Origin of the sequence: Rhizobium quercicola (assembly GCF_021168455.1) — a bacterium.
Classification (GTDB): domain Bacteria; phylum Pseudomonadota; class Alphaproteobacteria; order Rhizobiales; family Rhizobiaceae; genus Ferranicluibacter; species Ferranicluibacter quercicola.
The window spans coordinates 132478-148877 of sequence record NZ_JAJOZR010000010.1 but is presented as its reverse complement, the minus strand read 5'-3'; the positions used below and the strand labels follow the sequence as shown (position 1 = coordinate 148877).

The window sequence follows — 16400 nt, the reverse complement described above, 5'->3', positions numbered from 1 at the left end:
GGATCAACCCTTGAAGCGCGTGGCCCACACGGTCACCGGACCGTACTTCGTCGGGATCCGGACATAGACCGGAGCATATACCTGCACGGTATCCGACTTTGCAAACCAGATCTCCATGCTGTCGAGCTTGCGCAGATAATCCACATCCTCGCGGCCCTTGCGGTAGCCCGATTTCGGCACGAACTGGATGCCGCAGACGATGACGTCGCCGCTGAAACCTTCCGTCTTGAAGGGCTTGGTGCCCTTGGCGCTCAGCTTCAGGTCCATGCGCGATTCGCCGTCGAACACCGGCAGCGTCTTCGGGCACACCTTGGCGCTGGCCGGGAAGATCAGCCCCGACAGCGGATCGACCACGCCGCGCATGTCGTCCTTGGTCACCGGCACCCAGTTCTTCGGCGGCCTCTTGCGCTGCGGGGTCAGCGTCGCGGAGGTCACGTTGCCCTTGTCGAAGGCGATGTCGATCGCGCGCTTCTTCTTGCCGGTCTGGTAGCGGACGGAATAATCGGTGGCGACGAGCTTGTCGCTCTCGATCGTGCCGGAGACCTCCGTGCGCCCGCTGGTGCTCGACAGGATATCGGCGAGCCCGGCCGACGTCAGCGTCCCCGAGATCGTGTAGCGCCGATCCTCGAGCCGGGTGTGAAACGAGGCCTTTGCGATCGGCAGGCCGGCGAGCGAGATGGTATAATCCGTGTCGTGCACGACATCCGCCGGGCGCGCCGCATTCGTGGGAACCGTCACCAGGGACATCGCGGCCAGAGCCGCAAGACCGACACGCAGGGCCATGCCGTGAACCTTTCCGAAAAGAGATCGGGAGAAAAACAGAGAGATAGGAAGCGTTTGCGGCATTTCTACGCCCGTGCTACCGAGCCGGCACCCCGGTCGATCCCGGCCGCCACCGCGCCGGCTTTTCCACCGGACCGCCCGGACTTTCCGGGAAAATCCGGTGTTTTGTCTTGACGCGCGGCGCGGCGCTGACTATAGAACCGCAACTTTCCAATCATGACCGGTGGGAATGCTGCTTGGGCTTGTGGCCCGCAAACGCATTGAACGCAGGCGAAAAGAAATAGGTGATTTCATGTCCCGTAGTTGCGAATTGACCGGCAAGGGCGTCCAGTCGGGCAACAATGTGAGCCACGCGAACAACAAGACCAAGCGCAAGTTCCTGCCGAACCTGTGCCAGGTCACGCTGATCTCGGACGCGCTCAACCAGCGTTTCCGTCTGCGCGTTTCGGCTGCAGCCCTCCGCACGGTCGAGCACCGCGGCGGTCTCGACGCTTTCCTGCTCAAGGCAAGCGAACTCGACCTGTCGCAGCGCGCACGCCTGCTGCGCCGCCAGATCGTCAAGAAGACCGCGGAAGCCGTCGCTGCCTGATCGGCACGAAGGTTGAAGCATTCCGGATCATGGCCTGCCTTCACGGGCGGGCCTTTTCCATGCGCGTCTGACCGATATTCATAGGGATATGCTGCCATGCGGGCAGCCCGTCCTCTCCTCCAACTGGTGGCATCACCCAGGATAAAAAAATGCTGAACACACGCCTGTTCGCAACCTACGTTGCCTTCATGACCATCGTGGTCGTCGCCTCCAATTTCCTGGTGCAGTTCCCCCTGCCCGGCTCGATCGCCGGCATGCAGCTGGGCGATCTTCTCACCTGGGGCGCCTTCACCTATCCCGCCGCCTTTCTGGTGACCGACCTCACCAATCGCCAGTTCGGCCCGAAGATCGCCCGCCGCGTCGTCATCTGCGGCTTTGCGGTCGCTGTCGTGATCTCCGTCATGGTCGCCACGCCGCGCATCGCGATCGCCTCCGGCTCGGCCTTCCTGTTCGGGCAGCTTCTGGATATCTCGGTCTTCAACCGTCTGCGCCGTCAACGCTGGTGGCGCGCGCCGCTCGCCGGCTCGCTGTTCGGCTCGGCACTCGATACGGCCATCTTCTTCTCGCTCGCCTTCGCGCCGGTCTTCGCCTTCATCGGCCCGAACGATCCCTTCGCCCTGGAACTCTCCCCCATCCTCGGCCTCCTGACCACCGAGGCGCCCCGCTGGATCTCCTGGACGCTCGGCGACCTCGTCGTGAAGATCCTCGTCGGCCTCGTCCTGTTGCTGCCCTATGGCGCGCTGATGACCGTGCTGAAGCCGATGCCGGGGGCGCCGGGCGCGCGCGTCTGAGCGTTCCGCCGACAACTGCCCCTCCCCTCATCCGCCTGCCGGCACCTTCTCCCCGCGCGCGGGGAGAAGGGACATGCGGCGAACGCTCGCGTCTTCGTGACGGTTGTGGTCGGGAACGACGAGTCTCTTCTCCCCGCAGGCGGGGAGAAGATGCCGGCAGGCAGATGAGGGGCAGCGCGCAGCGCAACAGCCACACCCCCACCGATCACGGCAGAAGCTTGAACTCCAGCATCAGCGACCGCTCGAGGATCGAATGGTTGTCGTCGGAGACGAGGATGAGGTGGATGTCGCCATCGGGTTGGACGACCACGTCGAGGCCTTCCATATTGTCGATCTGGTAGCCGAGATCCGCGGAGATCAGCACCTCGCCATCGACGACGGCGCCGGGACGGATGTCGTCGCCCTTGATGCGGCGGATCTCCATGCCGAGACCGGCGGCGAAGCTGAAGCGGCGTTCGAGCAGCAGAAGATCGCCGTTCGGCAGGAACGCACCGTCCGTTACCGCGAACGGATCCTTCTGCACGACACCGAAAACACCCTTGCGCGGCCCTTCGAGCACGGCGGCGAGAAGGTGATCGTCCTTGTCGAACGACAGTTCCGCGACGATGACGGGCGCACCGGCAAGCGGGCTGTCTTGCGGCGAGACCGCCACCATCTCGAGGCTGCGATTGCGCTTCAGCCTGTCCCGGGGAAGCAGGATGGGCAAGGTCTTCAGCGGTCGCGACTGCGTGAAGCCGGGGTCGGGATAGACATCCACGCGCGCATCGCCTTCGAAGCTGACGAGCACCTGCCCGTCCCGCAGTGCGACACCTTCGGAATCCATGCGCGCCTTGGCGCTCTCCGTGCGGCCCTGCCGGTCCTTCATCGAGGTCACAGTAACGTCGGCAAGCCCCGAAAGCCGCCCGCTCGGATCCCGCTCGATGCGGCCCTCCAGCCAGTGCGCCGTATCGAGCACGCCGACGAAATGCGCGCCGTCGGGGCGGAACCGGATCGACGAAAAGGCGCCGAACAGCGCATTGTTCGAGGTAAGGTCGAGACCGCCGATGAACTGCAGTTTGCCGAACACCCGCTGGTCGGACCCGAACCGGAACGTCTCGATCTTGCTCGAGAAGATCGTCATCGTCTCGGTCACCGGCCGATCCGGCTCCGGCTGTGCCGCCTGCGCGGGCAAGGCGCAGGCGCAGAGCCCGGCCAGGAGCACGCGCCGAAGGCCGGCAGCAGCCTTCAAGACCGGCTCAGCCCGCACGTCGGGCTGCGCGTCGTCCGCGTCCGTTCTCGTCGTCGAACAGCGAGGCGAGCTGTTCGGTCATCGCGCCGGCAAGTTCGTCGGCATCCACGATGGTGACGGCGCGGCGATAGTAGCGCGTCACGTCGTGGCCAATGCCGATCGCCAGCAGCTCGACCGGCGAACGCGTCTCGATCTGTTCGATCACGGCGCGCAGATGCCGCTCCAGATAATTGCCCGGATTGACCGACAGCGTCGAATCATCGACCGGCGCGCCGTCCGAGATCATCATCAGGATGCGCCGCTGCTCGGGCCGTGCCAGCAGGCGGTTGTGCGCCCAGATCAGCGCCTCCCCGTCGATGTTTTCCTTCAGCAGGCCTTCCCGCATCATCAGGCCGAGATTGCGCCGCGCCCGGCGCCAGGGCGCGTCGGCCGACTTGTAGATGATATGGCGCAGATCGTTGAGCCGGCCCGGCGCCTGCGGCTTGCCGCTGGCCAGCCATTTCTCGCGCGCCAGACCGCCCTTCCACGCCTTGGTGGTGAAGCCGAGGATCTCGACCTTGACGCCGCACCGCTCCAGCGTGCGCGCCAGAATATCAGCGCAGGTGGCGGCAACCGTGATCGGCCGGCCGCGCATGGAGCCGGAATTGTCGATCAGCAGCGTCACCACCGTGTCGCGGAAGTTCGTGTCCTTCTCCCGCTTGAAGGAGAGCGGCTGCATCGGGTCGATGATCAGGCGCGTCAGGCGCGCCGGATCGAGATAGCCCTCTTCGAGGTCGAACTCCCAGGAGCGGTTCTGCTGCGCCATCAGGCGGCGCTGCAGCCTGTTCGCCAGACGGCCGACGGCGCCCTGCAGGTGCGAGAGCTGCTTGTCGAGAAAGGCGCGCAGCCGGTCGAGTTCCGCCTCGTCGCAGAGCTCTTCCGAGGTGATGGTCTCGTCGAATTCCTCGGTGAAGACGGCGTAGTCCACCTTTTCGTTGAAGTCGTCGAACGGGCTGTTCGGCCGCTTGACCTCGCCGGGCGTCTCGCTGTCCTCGTCGCCGTCATCCGACATTTCCTCGTCGGAGATCTCGGCGCCATCCATCTCGCCGTCGTCCATCTGCTCTTCGGCAGACTCGTTTTCCTCCGACGGCGCGGCATCCGAGCCCGCATCCTCCTCGGAGGTGGACTCGTCCTGCTCCTGGCTGCGCGGCTGGTCCTCGTCCGTCTGCGTTTCCTGGTCGTCCGGCTCGGCTTCCTCGTCCGTGTACGTCTCTGCCACGTCCATGGAGGCGAGCATGTTGCGCACGACGCGGGCGAAGGCCTGCTGGTCGTTGACGGCGCCCGAGAGATTTTCCATCTCCCGGCCGGCTTTCTCCTCGATGAAGGAGCGCCAGAGATCCAGCACCTTGCCGGCCGATTCCGGCGGCTTGCGCCCGGTCAGCCGCTCGCGCACGATCAGTGCCACGGCCTCCTCGATCGGCGCGTCCGCCTGCTTGTCGATCGCCCCGAAATTGGCCCGGGCATATTTCTCGTCCAGCATGGAGGAGATGTTCTCCGCCACGCCGTCCATGCGCATCGAGCCGATCGCCTCGCAGCGCGCCTGCTCCACGGCGTCGAAGATGACGCGCGCATCCGCGCCCTGCGGCGACATGGTCGCATGGATGCGATCGTCATGGCACGCCTTGCGCAGCGCCATGCTGTCGCCGATGCCGCGCGTCACCGACAGTTCCTGCCGCGTCGGGCGGCGGGAAATGTCGGGCAGGCGCATGCGGTCGCCGGTCAGGCCGGGCCGCTCGTTGGCGAACACGACCTCGATCTCCGAATCGCCGGCGATCGAGCGGATGCAGCCGGTCAGCGCGCGGCGGAACGGTTCGACATCCACCTGGGTGCCGGGTTTCGGTCTCGTATTGTCGCCGCGCCCTGCCATGCGATCAGGCCGTCGCTTCGAGAACGATATTGGCGGCGCTTTCCTTCAGCTCGACGCCGAAGGCCCGCTGGTAATGCTCGGCCACCAGCGCCCGCTCCAGTTCGTCGCACTTGTTGAGGAACGTCACCCGGAAGGCAAAGGCGATGTCGCCGAAGATATGCGCGTTCTCGGCCCAGGTGATGACGGTCCGCGGGCTCATGACGGTCGACAGGTCGCCATTGATGAAGGCGGCGCGGGTCAGATCGGCGACGCGCACCATCTTCGAGACGGTGTCGCGGCCGCGCTTCTCGGTGAAGCCCTTCACCTTGGCCGCAACGATATCGACCTCGTTGTCATGCGGCAGATAGTTGAGCGTGGTGACGATCGACCAGCGGTCCATCTGCGCCTGGTTGATCTGCTGCGTGCCGTGGTAGAGGCCGGTCGTGTCGCCGAGGCCGACCGTGTTGGCGGTCGCAAACAGGCGGAAGGCGGGGTGCGGCCGGATGACGCGGCTCTGGTCGAGCAGGGTCAGGCGACCGGAGGATTCGAGCACGCGCTGGATGACGAACATCACGTCCGGGCGGCCGGCATCGTATTCATCGAACACCAGCGCGACATTGTGCTGGTAGGCCCAGGGCAGGATGCCGTCCTTGAATTCGGTGATCTGCATGCCGTCCTTGACGACGATCGCATCCTTGCCGACGAGGTCGATACGGCTGACATGGCTGTCGAGGTTGACGCGCACGCAGGGCCAGTTCAGCCGCGCGGCGACCTGCTCGATATGCGTGGACTTGCCGGTGCCGTGATAGCCCGACACCATGACGCGGCGGTTGTGCGCAAAGCCCGCAAGGATCGCCAGCGTCGTTTCCCGGTCGAAGAGATAGTCGGGATCGCTGTCCGGCACGTAGGCATCGCCCTTGGAATAGGCCGGCACGCGCAGGTCGCTGTCGATGCCGAAGACCTCACGGACGGATACGGTCGTATCGGGAAGATTGGAAATATCGAGGTCTACCTTGCTCATCATGTCTCCGGCGGCCGCGCTTCGCGCCAGGCCTCATATCGCATTGCAGTGTGACGGGAATCTTCCTAGCAGAAGCCTGCCTGTTTTAACAATTGGTAGGCCTGAATGACCTCGCGAAAACGGTCTTCCGATCCGCGATCGCCGCCATTGGCATCGGGATGGTGCTTTTTCACGAGGTCCTTGTAGGCGGCCTTGATGTCGGTCGCGGTCGCCGTGGCCGGCAGGCCGAGCGTGTCGAACGCCTTCGTCTCCAGCGTCTTGAGCTTGCGCTGGCGCGGCTCGGGCTGCGCCCGGCGGGCCCGCGCCTCGTGCAGGAAGCCGAACGGGTCGCTCATCCGCGCCTTGGCGCCCGCCGAGCCCGACCGTGTCTGCCCCTGCTCCGGCGCGTTCTTCGCACTGCGGTTCACGCCCAGCGTCCAGGTCGGCCGATGCCCGGTCAGCGCTTCCTTCTGGTAGCGCGCGATCTCGTTGTCCGAGAGGCCGGAGAAGTAGTTGTAACCCTTGTTGTATTCCTTCACGTGCTCGAAGCAGAACATGAAATACTGGTTCTCGGCATTGCGGCCGACCGGTGCGCGATGCCCGCCATTCTCCTCGCAGCCGTCCCACTGGCACGTCGGCGCCATGGGCTCCGGTTTCCGGGTGGTCCCGCGTCGCTTCGTCCGGATGGTATCGAAGTATTTTGAGTCGAGTTTCATGGGACACATTATGGTGCGATGCAGGGGTCACAACAAGAATTGACAAACGCGAATGTTGCAGGCTTTTTGGGGCCGATGTGCCGGTTGCGCAACGCGCTGCGCGGCAGGGGTCCGACCGCCGCGTCGACCGCCCATCGCAAGCCAGAAGAACAGGGCGAAACCATGTCGTTAGAGCAGCGGATCACAACACGGCTCACCGAGGCTTTCGCGCCCTTGCGCCTCGTGGTGATCAACGAGAGCCATCTGCATGCCGGCCATCACGCCGATTTCAACGGCACCGGCGAGACGCATATGCGCGTGCGCATCGTCTCGGGTGCCTTTACCGGCCTGTCGCGCATCGCCCGCCACCGCGCCATCAACGCGCTCCTGAAGCCGGAACTCGACGCCGGCCTGCACGCCCTTGCCGTCGAGCCCGCAGCCCCCGGCGAAGAGACGCGCTGGTAGCCAGCCGGCGGGTCAGCTGGCGGGCGTATCCTCGGCCGGACGGATGCGCAGCTTGGTGATGCGGTTCTTGACGCGCTTCATGACGATGAAACGCTTGCCGTAGAAGGTGAAGGCCTGCCGCTCGTCCGGGATGGTGCGGGATTCATGGATCACGAGGCCGGCAATCGTCGTCGCCTCGCCGTCGGGCAGAGACCAGTCTAGCGCCCGGTTCAGGTCGCGGATCGGCACCCCGCCGTCCACCACCAGCGACCCGTCCGCCTGCGGATAGACGCCGCGGACATCGGGATCGTGTTCGTCGGCGATATCCCCGACGATCTCCTCGAGAATATCCTCCAGCGTCACCAGCCCGCGCACCTCGCCATATTCGTCGACGACGATGGCGAAATGGCTCTTGCGGCGCAGGAAGGCGCTGAGCTGGCTGGCGAGATCGGTGGCATCCGGCACGTACCACGGCTTCTGCGCGATTCGGACGATATCGACCGTGTCCGGCTTCGCGTCCGGCTCGGCCAGAGCCCGCAGGAGATCCTTGGCGTGAAGCACGCCGATGATGTTGTCGGCCGAGCCGCGCCACACCGGCATGCGGGTATAGGGACTGTCGAGCACGGCCCTGACGTTGACCTCCGGCGGATCGTCCGCGTTCAGCGCCCGCATCGCCATCCGGTGCACCATGATGTCGGACACTTCAAGCGCGTCGAGATCGAGCACGCCGCTGACACGGTCGCGGTCCGCCTTGACCACGGCGCCTTCGCGGTGAAGGAAATCCACGGCCCCGCGCAGTTCCTCATGCGCCGAGAGCATCGGGGCCTCGCGCGACAGGTTGAAGCCGAAGGTCTGCATGATGGCCCGCACCATCGTGTTGATCAGGCCCGAAAGCGGCCCGACGACCGCGACGACCACGCGCACCGGCCGCGCGACGCCGACGGCGAAACGCTCCGGCGCAGCGTGCGCCCAGCTGCGCGGCAGCACGTCGGCAAACACGACGAGCAGGATCGTCATCGCGATCGTCGCATAGGCGACGCCCGGGGCGCCGAAGGCGGAGAGGAACAGGCCGGTGGCCACCGAGGTCGCGAGAACGCGCACGAGATTGCTGCCGAGCAGCAGCGCCCCGATGACCCGGTCACGCCGCTCGATCAGCCGGTCGACCACCCCGGCGCGCGCCTCGCCCTGAACGTCGAGCGTGTGCAGACGCGTGCGCGACACGGCCGTCAGCGCCGTCTCCGAGCCCGAGAGGAACGCGGCGAGCACGATCATCAGAAGGATCGCCAGAACGGCCGGCCCGTGCGCGATCAGGAGGGCGATCGGCGCCTCCATGGTCATGCCGCGCGATCGGGATGGTTTTCGGCAAGGAACGACAGCACGGCCGAGGTCGGCACGTCGTCGGCGACGAAGGCCTCGCCGAGGCCGCGGGTGAGGATGAAGGTCAGCTTGCCGCCCTTCACCTTCTTGTCCTGCGCGATGGCATCCATCAGCACCTCTGCCGGCGGCAGCTGCCCGGGGATCTCGCTCATCCGCGTCGGCAGGCCGACGGTGCGCAGATGCGCCTCCACCCGCGCCGTCACATCGGGGCTCGCCAGATTCATCCGGGCCGAGAAGGCATGCGCGAGCACCATGCCGATCGAGACGCCCTCGCCATGCACCAGCCGCGTGCCGTCATAGGCGGTGGCCGCTTCCAGCGCGTGGCCGAAGGTATGCCCGAGATTGAGCAGCGCGCGGCGGCCGTTCTCGCGCTCGTCGGCGACGACCACATCGGCCTTCGCCTGGCAGCTGAGCGCGATCGCCTCGATGCGCGCCGCGCCGCCGGCAAAGACCGCCTGCCAGTTGGCCTCCAGCCAGGCGAAGAAGTCCGGCTTGTCGATGAGCCCGTATTTCGCCACCTCGGCATATCCGGCGCGAAATTCGCGCGGCGACAGCGTATCGAGCACGTCGGTGTCGGCCAGCACCAGATCCGGCTGGTGGAAGACGCCGATGAGATTCTTGCCATGCGGCGAATTGATGCCGGTCTTGCCGCCGACCGAGCTGTCCACCTGGGCCAGAAGCGAGGTCGGGATCTGGATGAAGCGCGAGCCGCGCCGGGCGATGCCAGCGGCAAAGCCCGTGAGATCGCCGATGACGCCGCCGCCGAGCGCGATGACCGCATCGTTGCGCTCGATGCGCGCGCCGAGGATCGTCTCGCAGACGGGAACGAGATGTTCGAAGCTCTTGGTCTTCTCCCCGGCCGGCAGGATCGCGGACACGGCCTCGATGCCCGCCTGCGCCAGGCTCTCCATCAGCGGCTGGAGATAGAGCGGTGCGACATTTTCGTCCGTCACCACGGCCATCCGCCGGCCCGTCAGCCGTGCGGCGATCTCCCGCGCGGCCGAGCCGATCAGGCCCGGTCCGATCAGGATGTCATAGGCACGGTCGCCGAGCGGAACATGGATCTTGCGCACGGTCGGGGTTTCGCTCATCGCTCGGCTCACTCTATGGCTGGTGTCTGACGACTGTTCTTCGGCGGCCCTGCGTCTTCGAAGGCCCTGCTTTTTGGAAGGCCCTACTTTCTGGAAGGCATGCCGGCGATGGCCTGCAGCACCTCTTCCACGATGCGCTCCTTCTTGACGTCGCGCGAGAGCACGCTGACGTCGGCCTCGGCATAGATCGGATAGCGCTCGATCATCAGCCTTTCGAGCGTTCCCTTGGGGTCGTCGGTCTTCAGGAGAGGTCGTCCCTCGCGCTTGTTGACCCGTTCCCACAGCACGTCGAGTTCGGCGTTCAGCCACACCGAAACGCCGCTCTTCTGGATATGCCGGCGCGTCTGCGGGTTGATATAGGCGCCGCCGCCGGTGGAGACGATGCGCGCGCCCGACTGAAGGAGCCGCTTGATCACCCGCGTTTCCAGCGCCCGGAATTCCGTTTCGCCATAGGCTGCAAAGAGTTCGGCAACGGTCATGCGCGAGACGCGCTCGATCTCGTGGTCGGAATCGACGAAAGGCAGCGACAGCGCCTGCGCGGTCAGCCGCCCGATGGCCGACTTGCCGGCCCCCATCAGACCGACGAAGACGAGGTTGCGCCGGCCGAGCACGGCTCTCGCCCGCTTCACCAGCGCTTCCGAAACCGGCTCGACCACGTCGCTCATCACCGCAAGACTTTCCCCATTTCCCTGTTCTATCGACAAAACAGGCGGGAGCGTCAAGTCGCGCAAGGGTCGCCCGCCTCTTTCCTATCCCCCGCGCAAACATGGCCGTGCTTGCGATCCGGCCGGGGCGGCGCCATATAGATCGACGCCTCGGAGACGATCATGCCCACCCTTGTCCGGTTTCTCTTCATCTGCCTCGTCATCACCGGCGCCGTCTATGGAACCATGCTGGCCCTCGTCACCTTCGTCGATCCGGCCGAGCGGGACGTGACGATCCGCATCCCGCCCGAGCGGCTCGATCCGGAAAGATTGGCTCCGAAATAATGGATCTGTCGTCCGCCCACCTCGAATCCTTTCTGGAAATGATGAGCGTCGAGCGCGGCGCGGCCGTCAACACGCTGTCCTCCTATCAGCGCGATCTCGAGGACATCCTGTCTTTCCTCAAGGCGCGCGGCGTGACGGCGGCAGAAGCCGGGGCGGACGATTTTCGCGCCTATTTCGCCGATTTCGCCGCACAGGGCTTCAAGGCCTCCTCGCAGGCCCGCCGCCTGTCGGCGCTGCGCCAGTTCTACAAGTTCCTCTATGCCGAGGGCATCCGCACCGACGATCCGACCGGCGTGCTGGATGCGCCGAAGAAGGGCCGCCCGCTGCCCAAGACCATGAGCGTCGACGATGTCACCCGCCTCGTGACGCAGGCCGAGGCGGAAGCCGTGGCCGAGCCGCGGCTCGACCGCCTGCGCATGGCCGCCCTCATCGAGCTTCTTTACGCGACCGGCATGCGCGTCAGCGAGCTCGTCTCCCTGCCCGCCTCGGTGCTTGCCCGCGACGGCCGTTTCCTCATCGTGCGCGGCAAGGGCAACAAGGAGCGCCTGGTGCCGCTGTCGCGCACGGCCATCGCCGCGCTGCAGCGCTACGGCACCCGGATGCAGGCGGAGACGGCGGCGGTCGGCGGCGAGGACAGCCCCTGGCTCTTCCCCTCCAGCTCGGAATCCGGCTACCTCCCGCGGCAGGTCTTTGCGCGCGACCTCAAGGGGCTGGCCGGCCGGGCGGGCGTGCGCGTCGCCTCCATTTCGCCGCATGTGCTGCGTCATGCCTTTGCCAGCCATCTTCTGGCCAACGGCGCGGATCTTCGCGCCGTGCAGGAACTGCTGGGCCATTCGGACATTTCGACCACGCAAATCTACACGCATGTGCTGGAGGAACGGCTGCACGATCTTGTGCAAAACCATCACCCTCTTGCCAAACAGGCCAAAAAACAGGATTAGGACGCTCGCCTCCCGTTCTGGAATGCCACGGGAGACCCGCGTCGAAACGATCGGAACCGCATCTCATGCATCACTATCTCGATTTCGAAAAGCCGATCTCGGACCTCGAAGGCAAGATTCACGAGCTGAAGAAGATCGCCGGCGAGGACGAGAGCATCGACACGAGCGACGAGGTCGAACGGCTCGAAGTCCGCGCCCGCGAGGCAACCGTCGAGATCTATTCCAAGCTGACGCCCTGGCAGAAGACGCAGGTCGCGCGCCATCCGCAGCGCCCGCACTTCCAGGAGTATGCCGCCGGCCTCTTCACCGACTTCACGCCGCTGGCCGGTGACCGGAAGTTCGCAGAGGATGCCGCCATCCAGGCGGGCCTTGCCCGTTTCCGCGGCATTCCCGTGGCCGTCATCGGCCAGGAGAAGGGCAACGACACCAAGTCGCGCATCAAGCACAATTTCGGCAGCGCCCGGCCGGAAGGCTACCGCAAGGCCATCCGCGTCATGGAAATGGCCGACCGCTTCGGCCTGCCGCTGATCACGCTGATCGACACGGCCGGCGCCTATCCCGGCATCGGCGCGGAAGAGCGCGGCCAGGCGGAAGCCATCGCCCGCTCCACCGAAATGTGCCTCAACCTCAAGGTTCCGATCATTTCCGTCGTCCTCGGCGAAGGCGGATCCGGCGGCGCGATCGCGATCGCCACCGGCAACCGCGTCTACATGCTGGAACACGCGATCTATTCCGTCATCTCGCCGGAAGGCGCCGCCTCGATCCTCTGGCGTGATTCGACGCGCGCCAAGGAAGCCGCGACCAACATGAAGATCACGGCCGAAGACCTGAAAACCTTCGGCATCATCGACGGCATCATCGAGGAGCCGGTCGGCGGCGCGCATCGCGATGCCGACCTCGTCATCGACCGCACCGGCAGTGTCATCGCCGACGCCCTGAAGGATCTCTCCGGCCGCAAGGGCGAGGAGCTGCGCAAGGACCGCCGCGAGAAATATCTGAGCATCGGCCGTTCGCTCTAGGCAAGGTCGCGCTTACCTCATTCTACCGGCGGGATACGCGACGACGCCTCCCGCCCCATCTCGGCCATGATTGTCGGGCCTTGGTGGTTCCACCTGCGCGCGATCTCCGGCGAGGGATGCGGTTAACAATTTGTGAAGCATAAAACCGTATTGATTCTGTCAGACTCCGCCGCTAGGGAAGAGTCGCGTCCGACTTTCCTATCGATGGGCTTTTGCCGATGCGTCTGACACATATCCTCGCCGCCGCCGTCATGGGCCTGTTTCTGGCAGGCTGCACCACGGAAGAGGTCGTCGATAGCGTCGATGTCGATCTGAAGAAGGTCACCAGCAAGACCGGTTACGAACTGTCCGGCAAGATCGTGCAGAAGATGCAGGCGATGAGCATGGCGAAGACCTCGCCGATCATGCTGCGCATCTTCAAGGAGGAAGGCGCACTCGAGGTCTGGAAGGCCAACACCGCCAACCGCTTCGAGAAACTGCGCGAATACAAAATCTGCGCCTGGTCCGGCAAGCTCGGCCCCAAGGTGAAGGAAGGCGACCGTCAGGCGCCCGAGGGGTACTATCCCCTCGCCCCCGGCCAGATGAACCCGAATTCCAGCTACTACCTCGCCATTAACACCGGCTTCCCCAATCAGTTCGACCGCGCCAACGGTCGGTTCGGCACCAATCTGATGATCCATGGCGCCTGCTCGTCCTCGGGTTGCTACTCGATGACCGACGAGCAGATGCAGGAAATCTTCGCGCTCGCCCGCGACGCCTTCAAGGGCGGCCAGTCGACCATCCAGCTGCAGGCGCTGCCCTTCCGCATGACGGCGGAAAACATGGCGCGGCACCGCAACAGCCCGCATTACGAGTTCTGGAAGAACCTGAAGGAAGGCTACGACCAGTTCGAGATCACCAAGCGTCCGCCGGAATTTGCGATCTGCGACCGGAAATACGTCTTCAACAAGAGCGTCGCCGGCAAGATGAACCCGACGGGCCAGTGCCCGGCGCTCTCCACGCCGCCCTCCATGGAAGTGGCGCTGGCGACCTACAACAAGAAATACGATGCCGACTACGACAAGGCCCTGAAGAAGCTCGACGGCCTCGTGTGGTACGAGCCGAGCGAAGCCGAGCGTAAGGCCGTGGTCGCCAAGCAGCGCGCCGGTCGCGAGCTGGCCTATGCCCCGACGGGCACGTCGCTCGATGCCGGCAAGCTGATGAAGGTCGCCGACCTTGAAAAGCAGGAAGCCCATCGCGCCGAACTCGAAGAGGCCAAGAAGGCCATCGAGATCCAGACGGCGGCGCTCGAGCAGAGCACCCGCAACGGCAAGAACGTCCCCATCCCGCAGGAAAATCCGCTGCCGCGCCCGGTCGCCCAGATCGCATCGGCATCGCCGGCGCCCGGCCAGGGCGGTTTCTGGGGCAATCTGTTCAAGAAGCCGGCGCCCATCGCCGCGGCCGATCCCGCCGCCGGCCCGCGCCTCGGCGAACCGCAGACCGCCAGTGCCGATACGACCGGCCAGAGCGAGACCGCAAGCCGCCTTGCCTCCGTCAAGACGGACCGCGACATCACCGCCGGCGTTCCCGTGCATGTGGAAACACGCAAGGTCACCGTCAAGCCGGGCCACAAGGGCGCCCAGGCGTCAGCCGTGACGCAGGCCGCACCCGTCGATCGGACGACCGGAGACGACACCGCGGGCGCCGACGCGTCCGGCGCGCAGCCCTCGGGCGAGATGCCCGTGCCGCAGGCGCTGGCCGAGCAGCAGCCCGAAGGCAAGAAGAAGCCGTTCTGGAAGCTCTGGTAGAGGCCGGACCGCGCCGATGACATCGGATGCGCGCCCGACATCGCCCGATCGGCACCCGGAAGAGCCGGCGCTGTCTCTCGACCTCAAGGGCCTGAAATGCCCCCTTCCCGTCATCCGCACCCGCAAGCGGATGGCTGCGCTCGACCCCGGAACGCTGGTGCTGGTGGAAACCACCGACCCCCTTGCCGTCATCGACATCCCGCACTTCTGCACCGAAGGCGGCCACCGCCTCGAACGCCGGACCGCAACGGACCGCGGCCACAGCTTCCTGATCCGAAAAGGCTGAAGACGGACGGTTGACGGATCGTCACCGGTCGATTGACGGCATTGTTCTGACGTCGAGCGACGCCACCACCCTGCCGTCATGCTCGGCCTTGCGCCGAGCACCTTCTGTCATCCCCGCATAACGCAAGACCACGGTCCTTCAGATCGCGGGCAGTGCAGCAGGTGCCCGGGACAAGCCCGCGTTTGACGGAGTCTGGAGCGAACGGTGGCTCGAAGCGAAGGCTTGGCATCGATCGACCGGAAACCGAAGTCGTCCCGACCAGCCGCGGGGACCCGGCTCACATCCGCAAACCGGGCACCGCCAGCGGATTGTCCGACAGCGCCTGCCGGTCCGGCCGGTCGATGGCGGGCTTGCCGGTGAAGGCGTCGAACAGGTCGCGCACGAAGCTTTCCTCCAGCCCCTTGGTGATCAGCACCATGCGCGTGCGCCGGTCGTCCGGGTCCGGCCAGGCGGCCAGCCGCTCCGGCGGGTGAAAGATCTGCTGGACGCCGTGCAGCACCAGCGGCCGCTCCGGCCGCTCCGCCGTGCAGACGATCGCCTTCATGCGCAGCAGCCTTTCGCCGTGGGCCGAGCGGATGAGGTCCACGAACAGATCGAGCGCCATCGTGGAAATCGGCCGGTCGTGCACGATGCTGAACGAGCGGATATCGTCGCCATGGCGGTTGGCATCATGGTGATGATGGTGCTCGTGCCCGTGGTGATGCCCGTGGTCGTGGTGGTGGTGCTCATGCCCCTCATGGCCATGATGATCGTGGTCGTGGTCGTGGTCGTGCTGCGCCTCGTCCTGCAGCCAGCGACCGACATCGGCGATCTTGGTCGCGGGGTCGTAGAGACCGCACGCAAACAGCGCGGCCCGGCCCGTTTCCTCGAGGTCGCCATCGATGACGGGCGCCCGTGGGTTGAGGTCGGCAAGCCGTGCCATGAGTGCTGCCACGGTCTCGGGAGAGGCAAGCGTCGCCTTGGTCAGCACCAGCCGGTCGGCCACCGCCACCTGCTTCACTGCCTCGACATGGTGGTCGAGCGTCGAAAGACCGTTGACGGCGTCCACCACGGTTACCAATCCATCGAGCCGGTAGCTCTGCTGCAGCGTCGGATGCCCCATGACCGACTGCATGACGGGTGCGGGATCGGCAAGGCCGGTCGTTTCGATGACGACGCGCTTCAGCGGCCGGATCTTGCCGGTCTGCATCCGGTCCATCAGGAGGCCGAGCGTATCCACCAGCTCGCCGCGTACCGTGCAGCAGAGGCAGCCATCCGCAAGCTCGATCACCCCGTCGCCGGAGGCCTCGACCAGCAGATGGTCGAGCGACACGTCGCCGAACTCGTTGATGATGACGGCGGTGTCCGAAAGGTCCGGGTCCTTCAGCAGGCGGTTGAGCAGCGTCGTCTTGCCGGCGCCGAGAAAGCCGGTGAGGATCGAGACCGGCACCGGATCGAAACGGGTGATCATGTCGTTCGCTTTCGAGGGCACGCCCGCGATACGGCGTGCGGGAGG

General features: G+C 65.6%; 17 protein-coding genes. 8 read left to right on the top strand and 9 right to left on the bottom strand.

The window, feature by feature from the left end:
• Window positions 1-3: 3 nt before the first annotated feature.
• Window positions 4-783 (bottom strand): DUF3108 domain-containing protein, encoded by a 780-nt coding sequence (locus tag LRX75_RS16480; protein WP_420851216.1) that lies wholly within the window; start codon window positions 781-783, stop codon window positions 4-6.
• A 292-nt stretch (window positions 784-1075) separates the two neighbouring features.
• On the opposite strand from LRX75_RS16480, the gene rpmB reads away from it, so the two are divergent.
• Window positions 1076-1372: a 50S ribosomal protein L28 gene (gene rpmB, locus LRX75_RS16475; RefSeq protein ID WP_113150780.1), complete on the top strand. Its 297-nt coding sequence runs from the start codon at window positions 1076-1078 to the stop codon at window positions 1370-1372.
• 149 nt (window positions 1373-1521) lie between these two features.
• Complete coding sequence (locus LRX75_RS16470) at window positions 1522-2163, top strand: queuosine precursor transporter (protein ID WP_231815792.1); 642 nt, start codon at window positions 1522-1524, stop codon at window positions 2161-2163.
• A 205-nt stretch (window positions 2164-2368) separates the two neighbouring features.
• Here LRX75_RS16470 and LRX75_RS16465 read toward each other — a convergent pair whose 3' ends face one another.
• The 4 genes from LRX75_RS16465 to LRX75_RS16450 form a co-directional block, all read right to left on the bottom strand.
• Complete coding sequence (locus LRX75_RS16465) at window positions 2369-3283, bottom strand: esterase-like activity of phytase family protein (protein ID WP_231815851.1); 915 nt, start codon at window positions 3281-3283, stop codon at window positions 2369-2371.
• A gap of 115 nt (window positions 3284-3398) precedes the next feature.
• Window positions 3399-5297: a cobaltochelatase subunit CobT gene (gene cobT / locus LRX75_RS16460; RefSeq protein WP_231815791.1), complete on the bottom strand. Its 1899-nt coding sequence runs from the start codon at window positions 5295-5297 to the stop codon at window positions 3399-3401.
• A gap of 4 nt (window positions 5298-5301) precedes the next feature.
• Window positions 5302-6297 carry a cobaltochelatase subunit CobS gene (cobS, locus tag LRX75_RS16455; RefSeq protein ID WP_113150839.1) on the bottom strand — a complete coding sequence of 332 codons (996 nt, stop codon included), beginning with the start codon at window positions 6295-6297 and terminating at the stop codon, window positions 5302-5304.
• Between the two features lie 65 nt (window positions 6298-6362).
• Window positions 6363-7001 carry a J domain-containing protein gene (locus LRX75_RS16450; RefSeq protein WP_113150777.1) on the bottom strand — a complete coding sequence of 213 codons (639 nt, stop codon included), beginning with the start codon at window positions 6999-7001 and terminating at the stop codon, window positions 6363-6365.
• Between the two features lie 153 nt (window positions 7002-7154).
• Here LRX75_RS16450 and LRX75_RS16445 point away from each other — a divergent pair, with 153 nt between their 5' ends.
• Entirely contained in the window at window positions 7155-7436 is a 282-nt protein-coding gene (locus LRX75_RS16445; protein WP_231815790.1) for a BolA family protein, read from the top strand.
• 12 nt (window positions 7437-7448) lie between these two features.
• On the opposite strand, the gene LRX75_RS16440 is transcribed toward LRX75_RS16445, so the two are convergent.
• From LRX75_RS16440 to LRX75_RS16430, 3 genes are all read right to left on the bottom strand, one after another.
• Complete coding sequence (locus tag LRX75_RS16440) at window positions 7449-8753, bottom strand: HlyC/CorC family transporter (RefSeq protein WP_231815789.1); 1305 nt, start codon at window positions 8751-8753, stop codon at window positions 7449-7451.
• A complete protein-coding gene (aroB, locus tag LRX75_RS16435) occupies window positions 8750-9883 on the bottom strand; it encodes a 3-dehydroquinate synthase (RefSeq protein WP_231815788.1) in 1134 nt (377 codons plus the stop codon). Before aroB ends, LRX75_RS16440 begins: the two co-directional genes overlap by 4 nt.
• 83 nt (window positions 9884-9966) lie before the next feature.
• Window positions 9967-10548, bottom strand: a complete 582-nt coding sequence (locus tag LRX75_RS16430; RefSeq protein WP_231815787.1) for a shikimate kinase — start codon at window positions 10546-10548, stop codon at window positions 9967-9969.
• Between the two features lie 162 nt (window positions 10549-10710).
• Between LRX75_RS16430 and LRX75_RS16425 the strand changes: the two genes are divergently transcribed.
• From LRX75_RS16425 to LRX75_RS16405, 5 genes are all read left to right on the top strand, one after another.
• The gene (locus LRX75_RS16425) at window positions 10711-10872 is read left to right on the top strand and encodes a hypothetical protein (RefSeq protein WP_231815850.1); all 162 of its coding nucleotides are present in this window, start codon (window positions 10711-10713) and stop codon (window positions 10870-10872) included.
• Window positions 10869-11813 carry a site-specific tyrosine recombinase XerD gene (gene xerD / locus LRX75_RS16420; protein ID WP_231815849.1) on the top strand — a complete coding sequence of 315 codons (945 nt, stop codon included), beginning with the start codon at window positions 10869-10871 and terminating at the stop codon, window positions 11811-11813. Before LRX75_RS16425 ends, xerD begins: the two co-directional genes overlap by 4 nt.
• A 65-nt stretch (window positions 11814-11878) precedes the next feature.
• Window positions 11879-12832 (top strand): acetyl-CoA carboxylase carboxyltransferase subunit alpha, encoded by a 954-nt coding sequence (locus LRX75_RS16415; protein ID WP_113150773.1) that lies wholly within the window; start codon window positions 11879-11881, stop codon window positions 12830-12832.
• Window positions 12833-13050: 218 nt separating this feature from the next.
• A complete protein-coding gene (locus LRX75_RS16410) occupies window positions 13051-14619 on the top strand; it encodes a L,D-transpeptidase family protein (protein ID WP_420851215.1) in 1569 nt (522 codons plus the stop codon).
• A gap of 16 nt (window positions 14620-14635) precedes the next feature.
• Complete coding sequence (locus tag LRX75_RS16405) at window positions 14636-14905, top strand: sulfurtransferase TusA family protein (RefSeq protein WP_231815786.1); 270 nt, start codon at window positions 14636-14638, stop codon at window positions 14903-14905.
• A 277-nt stretch (window positions 14906-15182) separates the two neighbouring features.
• Here the strand turns inward: LRX75_RS16405 and LRX75_RS16400 are convergent, their stop codons facing one another.
• Entirely contained in the window at window positions 15183-16355 is a 1173-nt protein-coding gene (locus LRX75_RS16400; protein WP_231815785.1) for a CobW family GTP-binding protein, read from the bottom strand.
• Window positions 16356-16400 lie beyond the last annotated feature (45 nt).

What these genes read in the sequence shown, in the direction of transcription:
- LRX75_RS16480 (WP_420851216.1), bottom strand. Translation starts at nt 783, where the DNA reads ATGGCCCTGCGTGTCGGTCTTGCGGCTCTGGCCGCGATGTCCCTGGTG.
- rpmB (WP_113150780.1), top strand. Translation starts at nt 1,076, where the DNA reads ATGTCCCGTAGTTGCGAATTGACCGGCAAGGGCGTCCAGTCGGGCAAC.
- LRX75_RS16470 (WP_231815792.1), top strand. Translation starts at nt 1,522, where the DNA reads ATGCTGAACACACGCCTGTTCGCAACCTACGTTGCCTTCATGACCATC.
- LRX75_RS16465 (WP_231815851.1), bottom strand. Translation starts at nt 3,283, where the DNA reads ATGACGATCTTCTCGAGCAAGATCGAGACGTTCCGGTTCGGGTCCGAC.
- cobT (WP_231815791.1), bottom strand. Translation starts at nt 5,297, where the DNA reads ATGGCAGGGCGCGGCGACAATACGAGACCGAAACCCGGCACCCAGGTG.
- cobS (WP_113150839.1), bottom strand. Translation starts at nt 6,297, where the DNA reads ATGAGCAAGGTAGACCTCGATATTTCCAATCTTCCCGATACGACCGTA.
- LRX75_RS16450 (WP_113150777.1), bottom strand. Translation starts at nt 7,001, where the DNA reads ATGTGTCCCATGAAACTCGACTCAAAATACTTCGATACCATCCGGACG.
- LRX75_RS16445 (WP_231815790.1), top strand. Translation starts at nt 7,155, where the DNA reads ATGTCGTTAGAGCAGCGGATCACAACACGGCTCACCGAGGCTTTCGCG.
- LRX75_RS16440 (WP_231815789.1), bottom strand. Translation starts at nt 8,753, where the DNA reads ATGACCATGGAGGCGCCGATCGCCCTCCTGATCGCGCACGGGCCGGCC.
- aroB (WP_231815788.1), bottom strand. Translation starts at nt 9,883, where the DNA reads ATGAGCGAAACCCCGACCGTGCGCAAGATCCATGTTCCGCTCGGCGAC.
- LRX75_RS16430 (WP_231815787.1), bottom strand. Translation starts at nt 10,548, where the DNA reads ATGAGCGACGTGGTCGAGCCGGTTTCGGAAGCGCTGGTGAAGCGGGCG.
- LRX75_RS16425 (WP_231815850.1), top strand. Translation starts at nt 10,711, where the DNA reads ATGCCCACCCTTGTCCGGTTTCTCTTCATCTGCCTCGTCATCACCGGC.
- LRX75_RS16415 (WP_113150773.1), top strand. Translation starts at nt 11,879, where the DNA reads ATGCATCACTATCTCGATTTCGAAAAGCCGATCTCGGACCTCGAAGGC.
- LRX75_RS16410 (WP_420851215.1), top strand. Translation starts at nt 13,051, where the DNA reads ATGCGTCTGACACATATCCTCGCCGCCGCCGTCATGGGCCTGTTTCTG.
- LRX75_RS16405 (WP_231815786.1), top strand. Translation starts at nt 14,636, where the DNA reads ATGACATCGGATGCGCGCCCGACATCGCCCGATCGGCACCCGGAAGAG.
- LRX75_RS16400 (WP_231815785.1), bottom strand. Translation starts at nt 16,355, where the DNA reads ATGATCACCCGTTTCGATCCGGTGCCGGTCTCGATCCTCACCGGCTTT.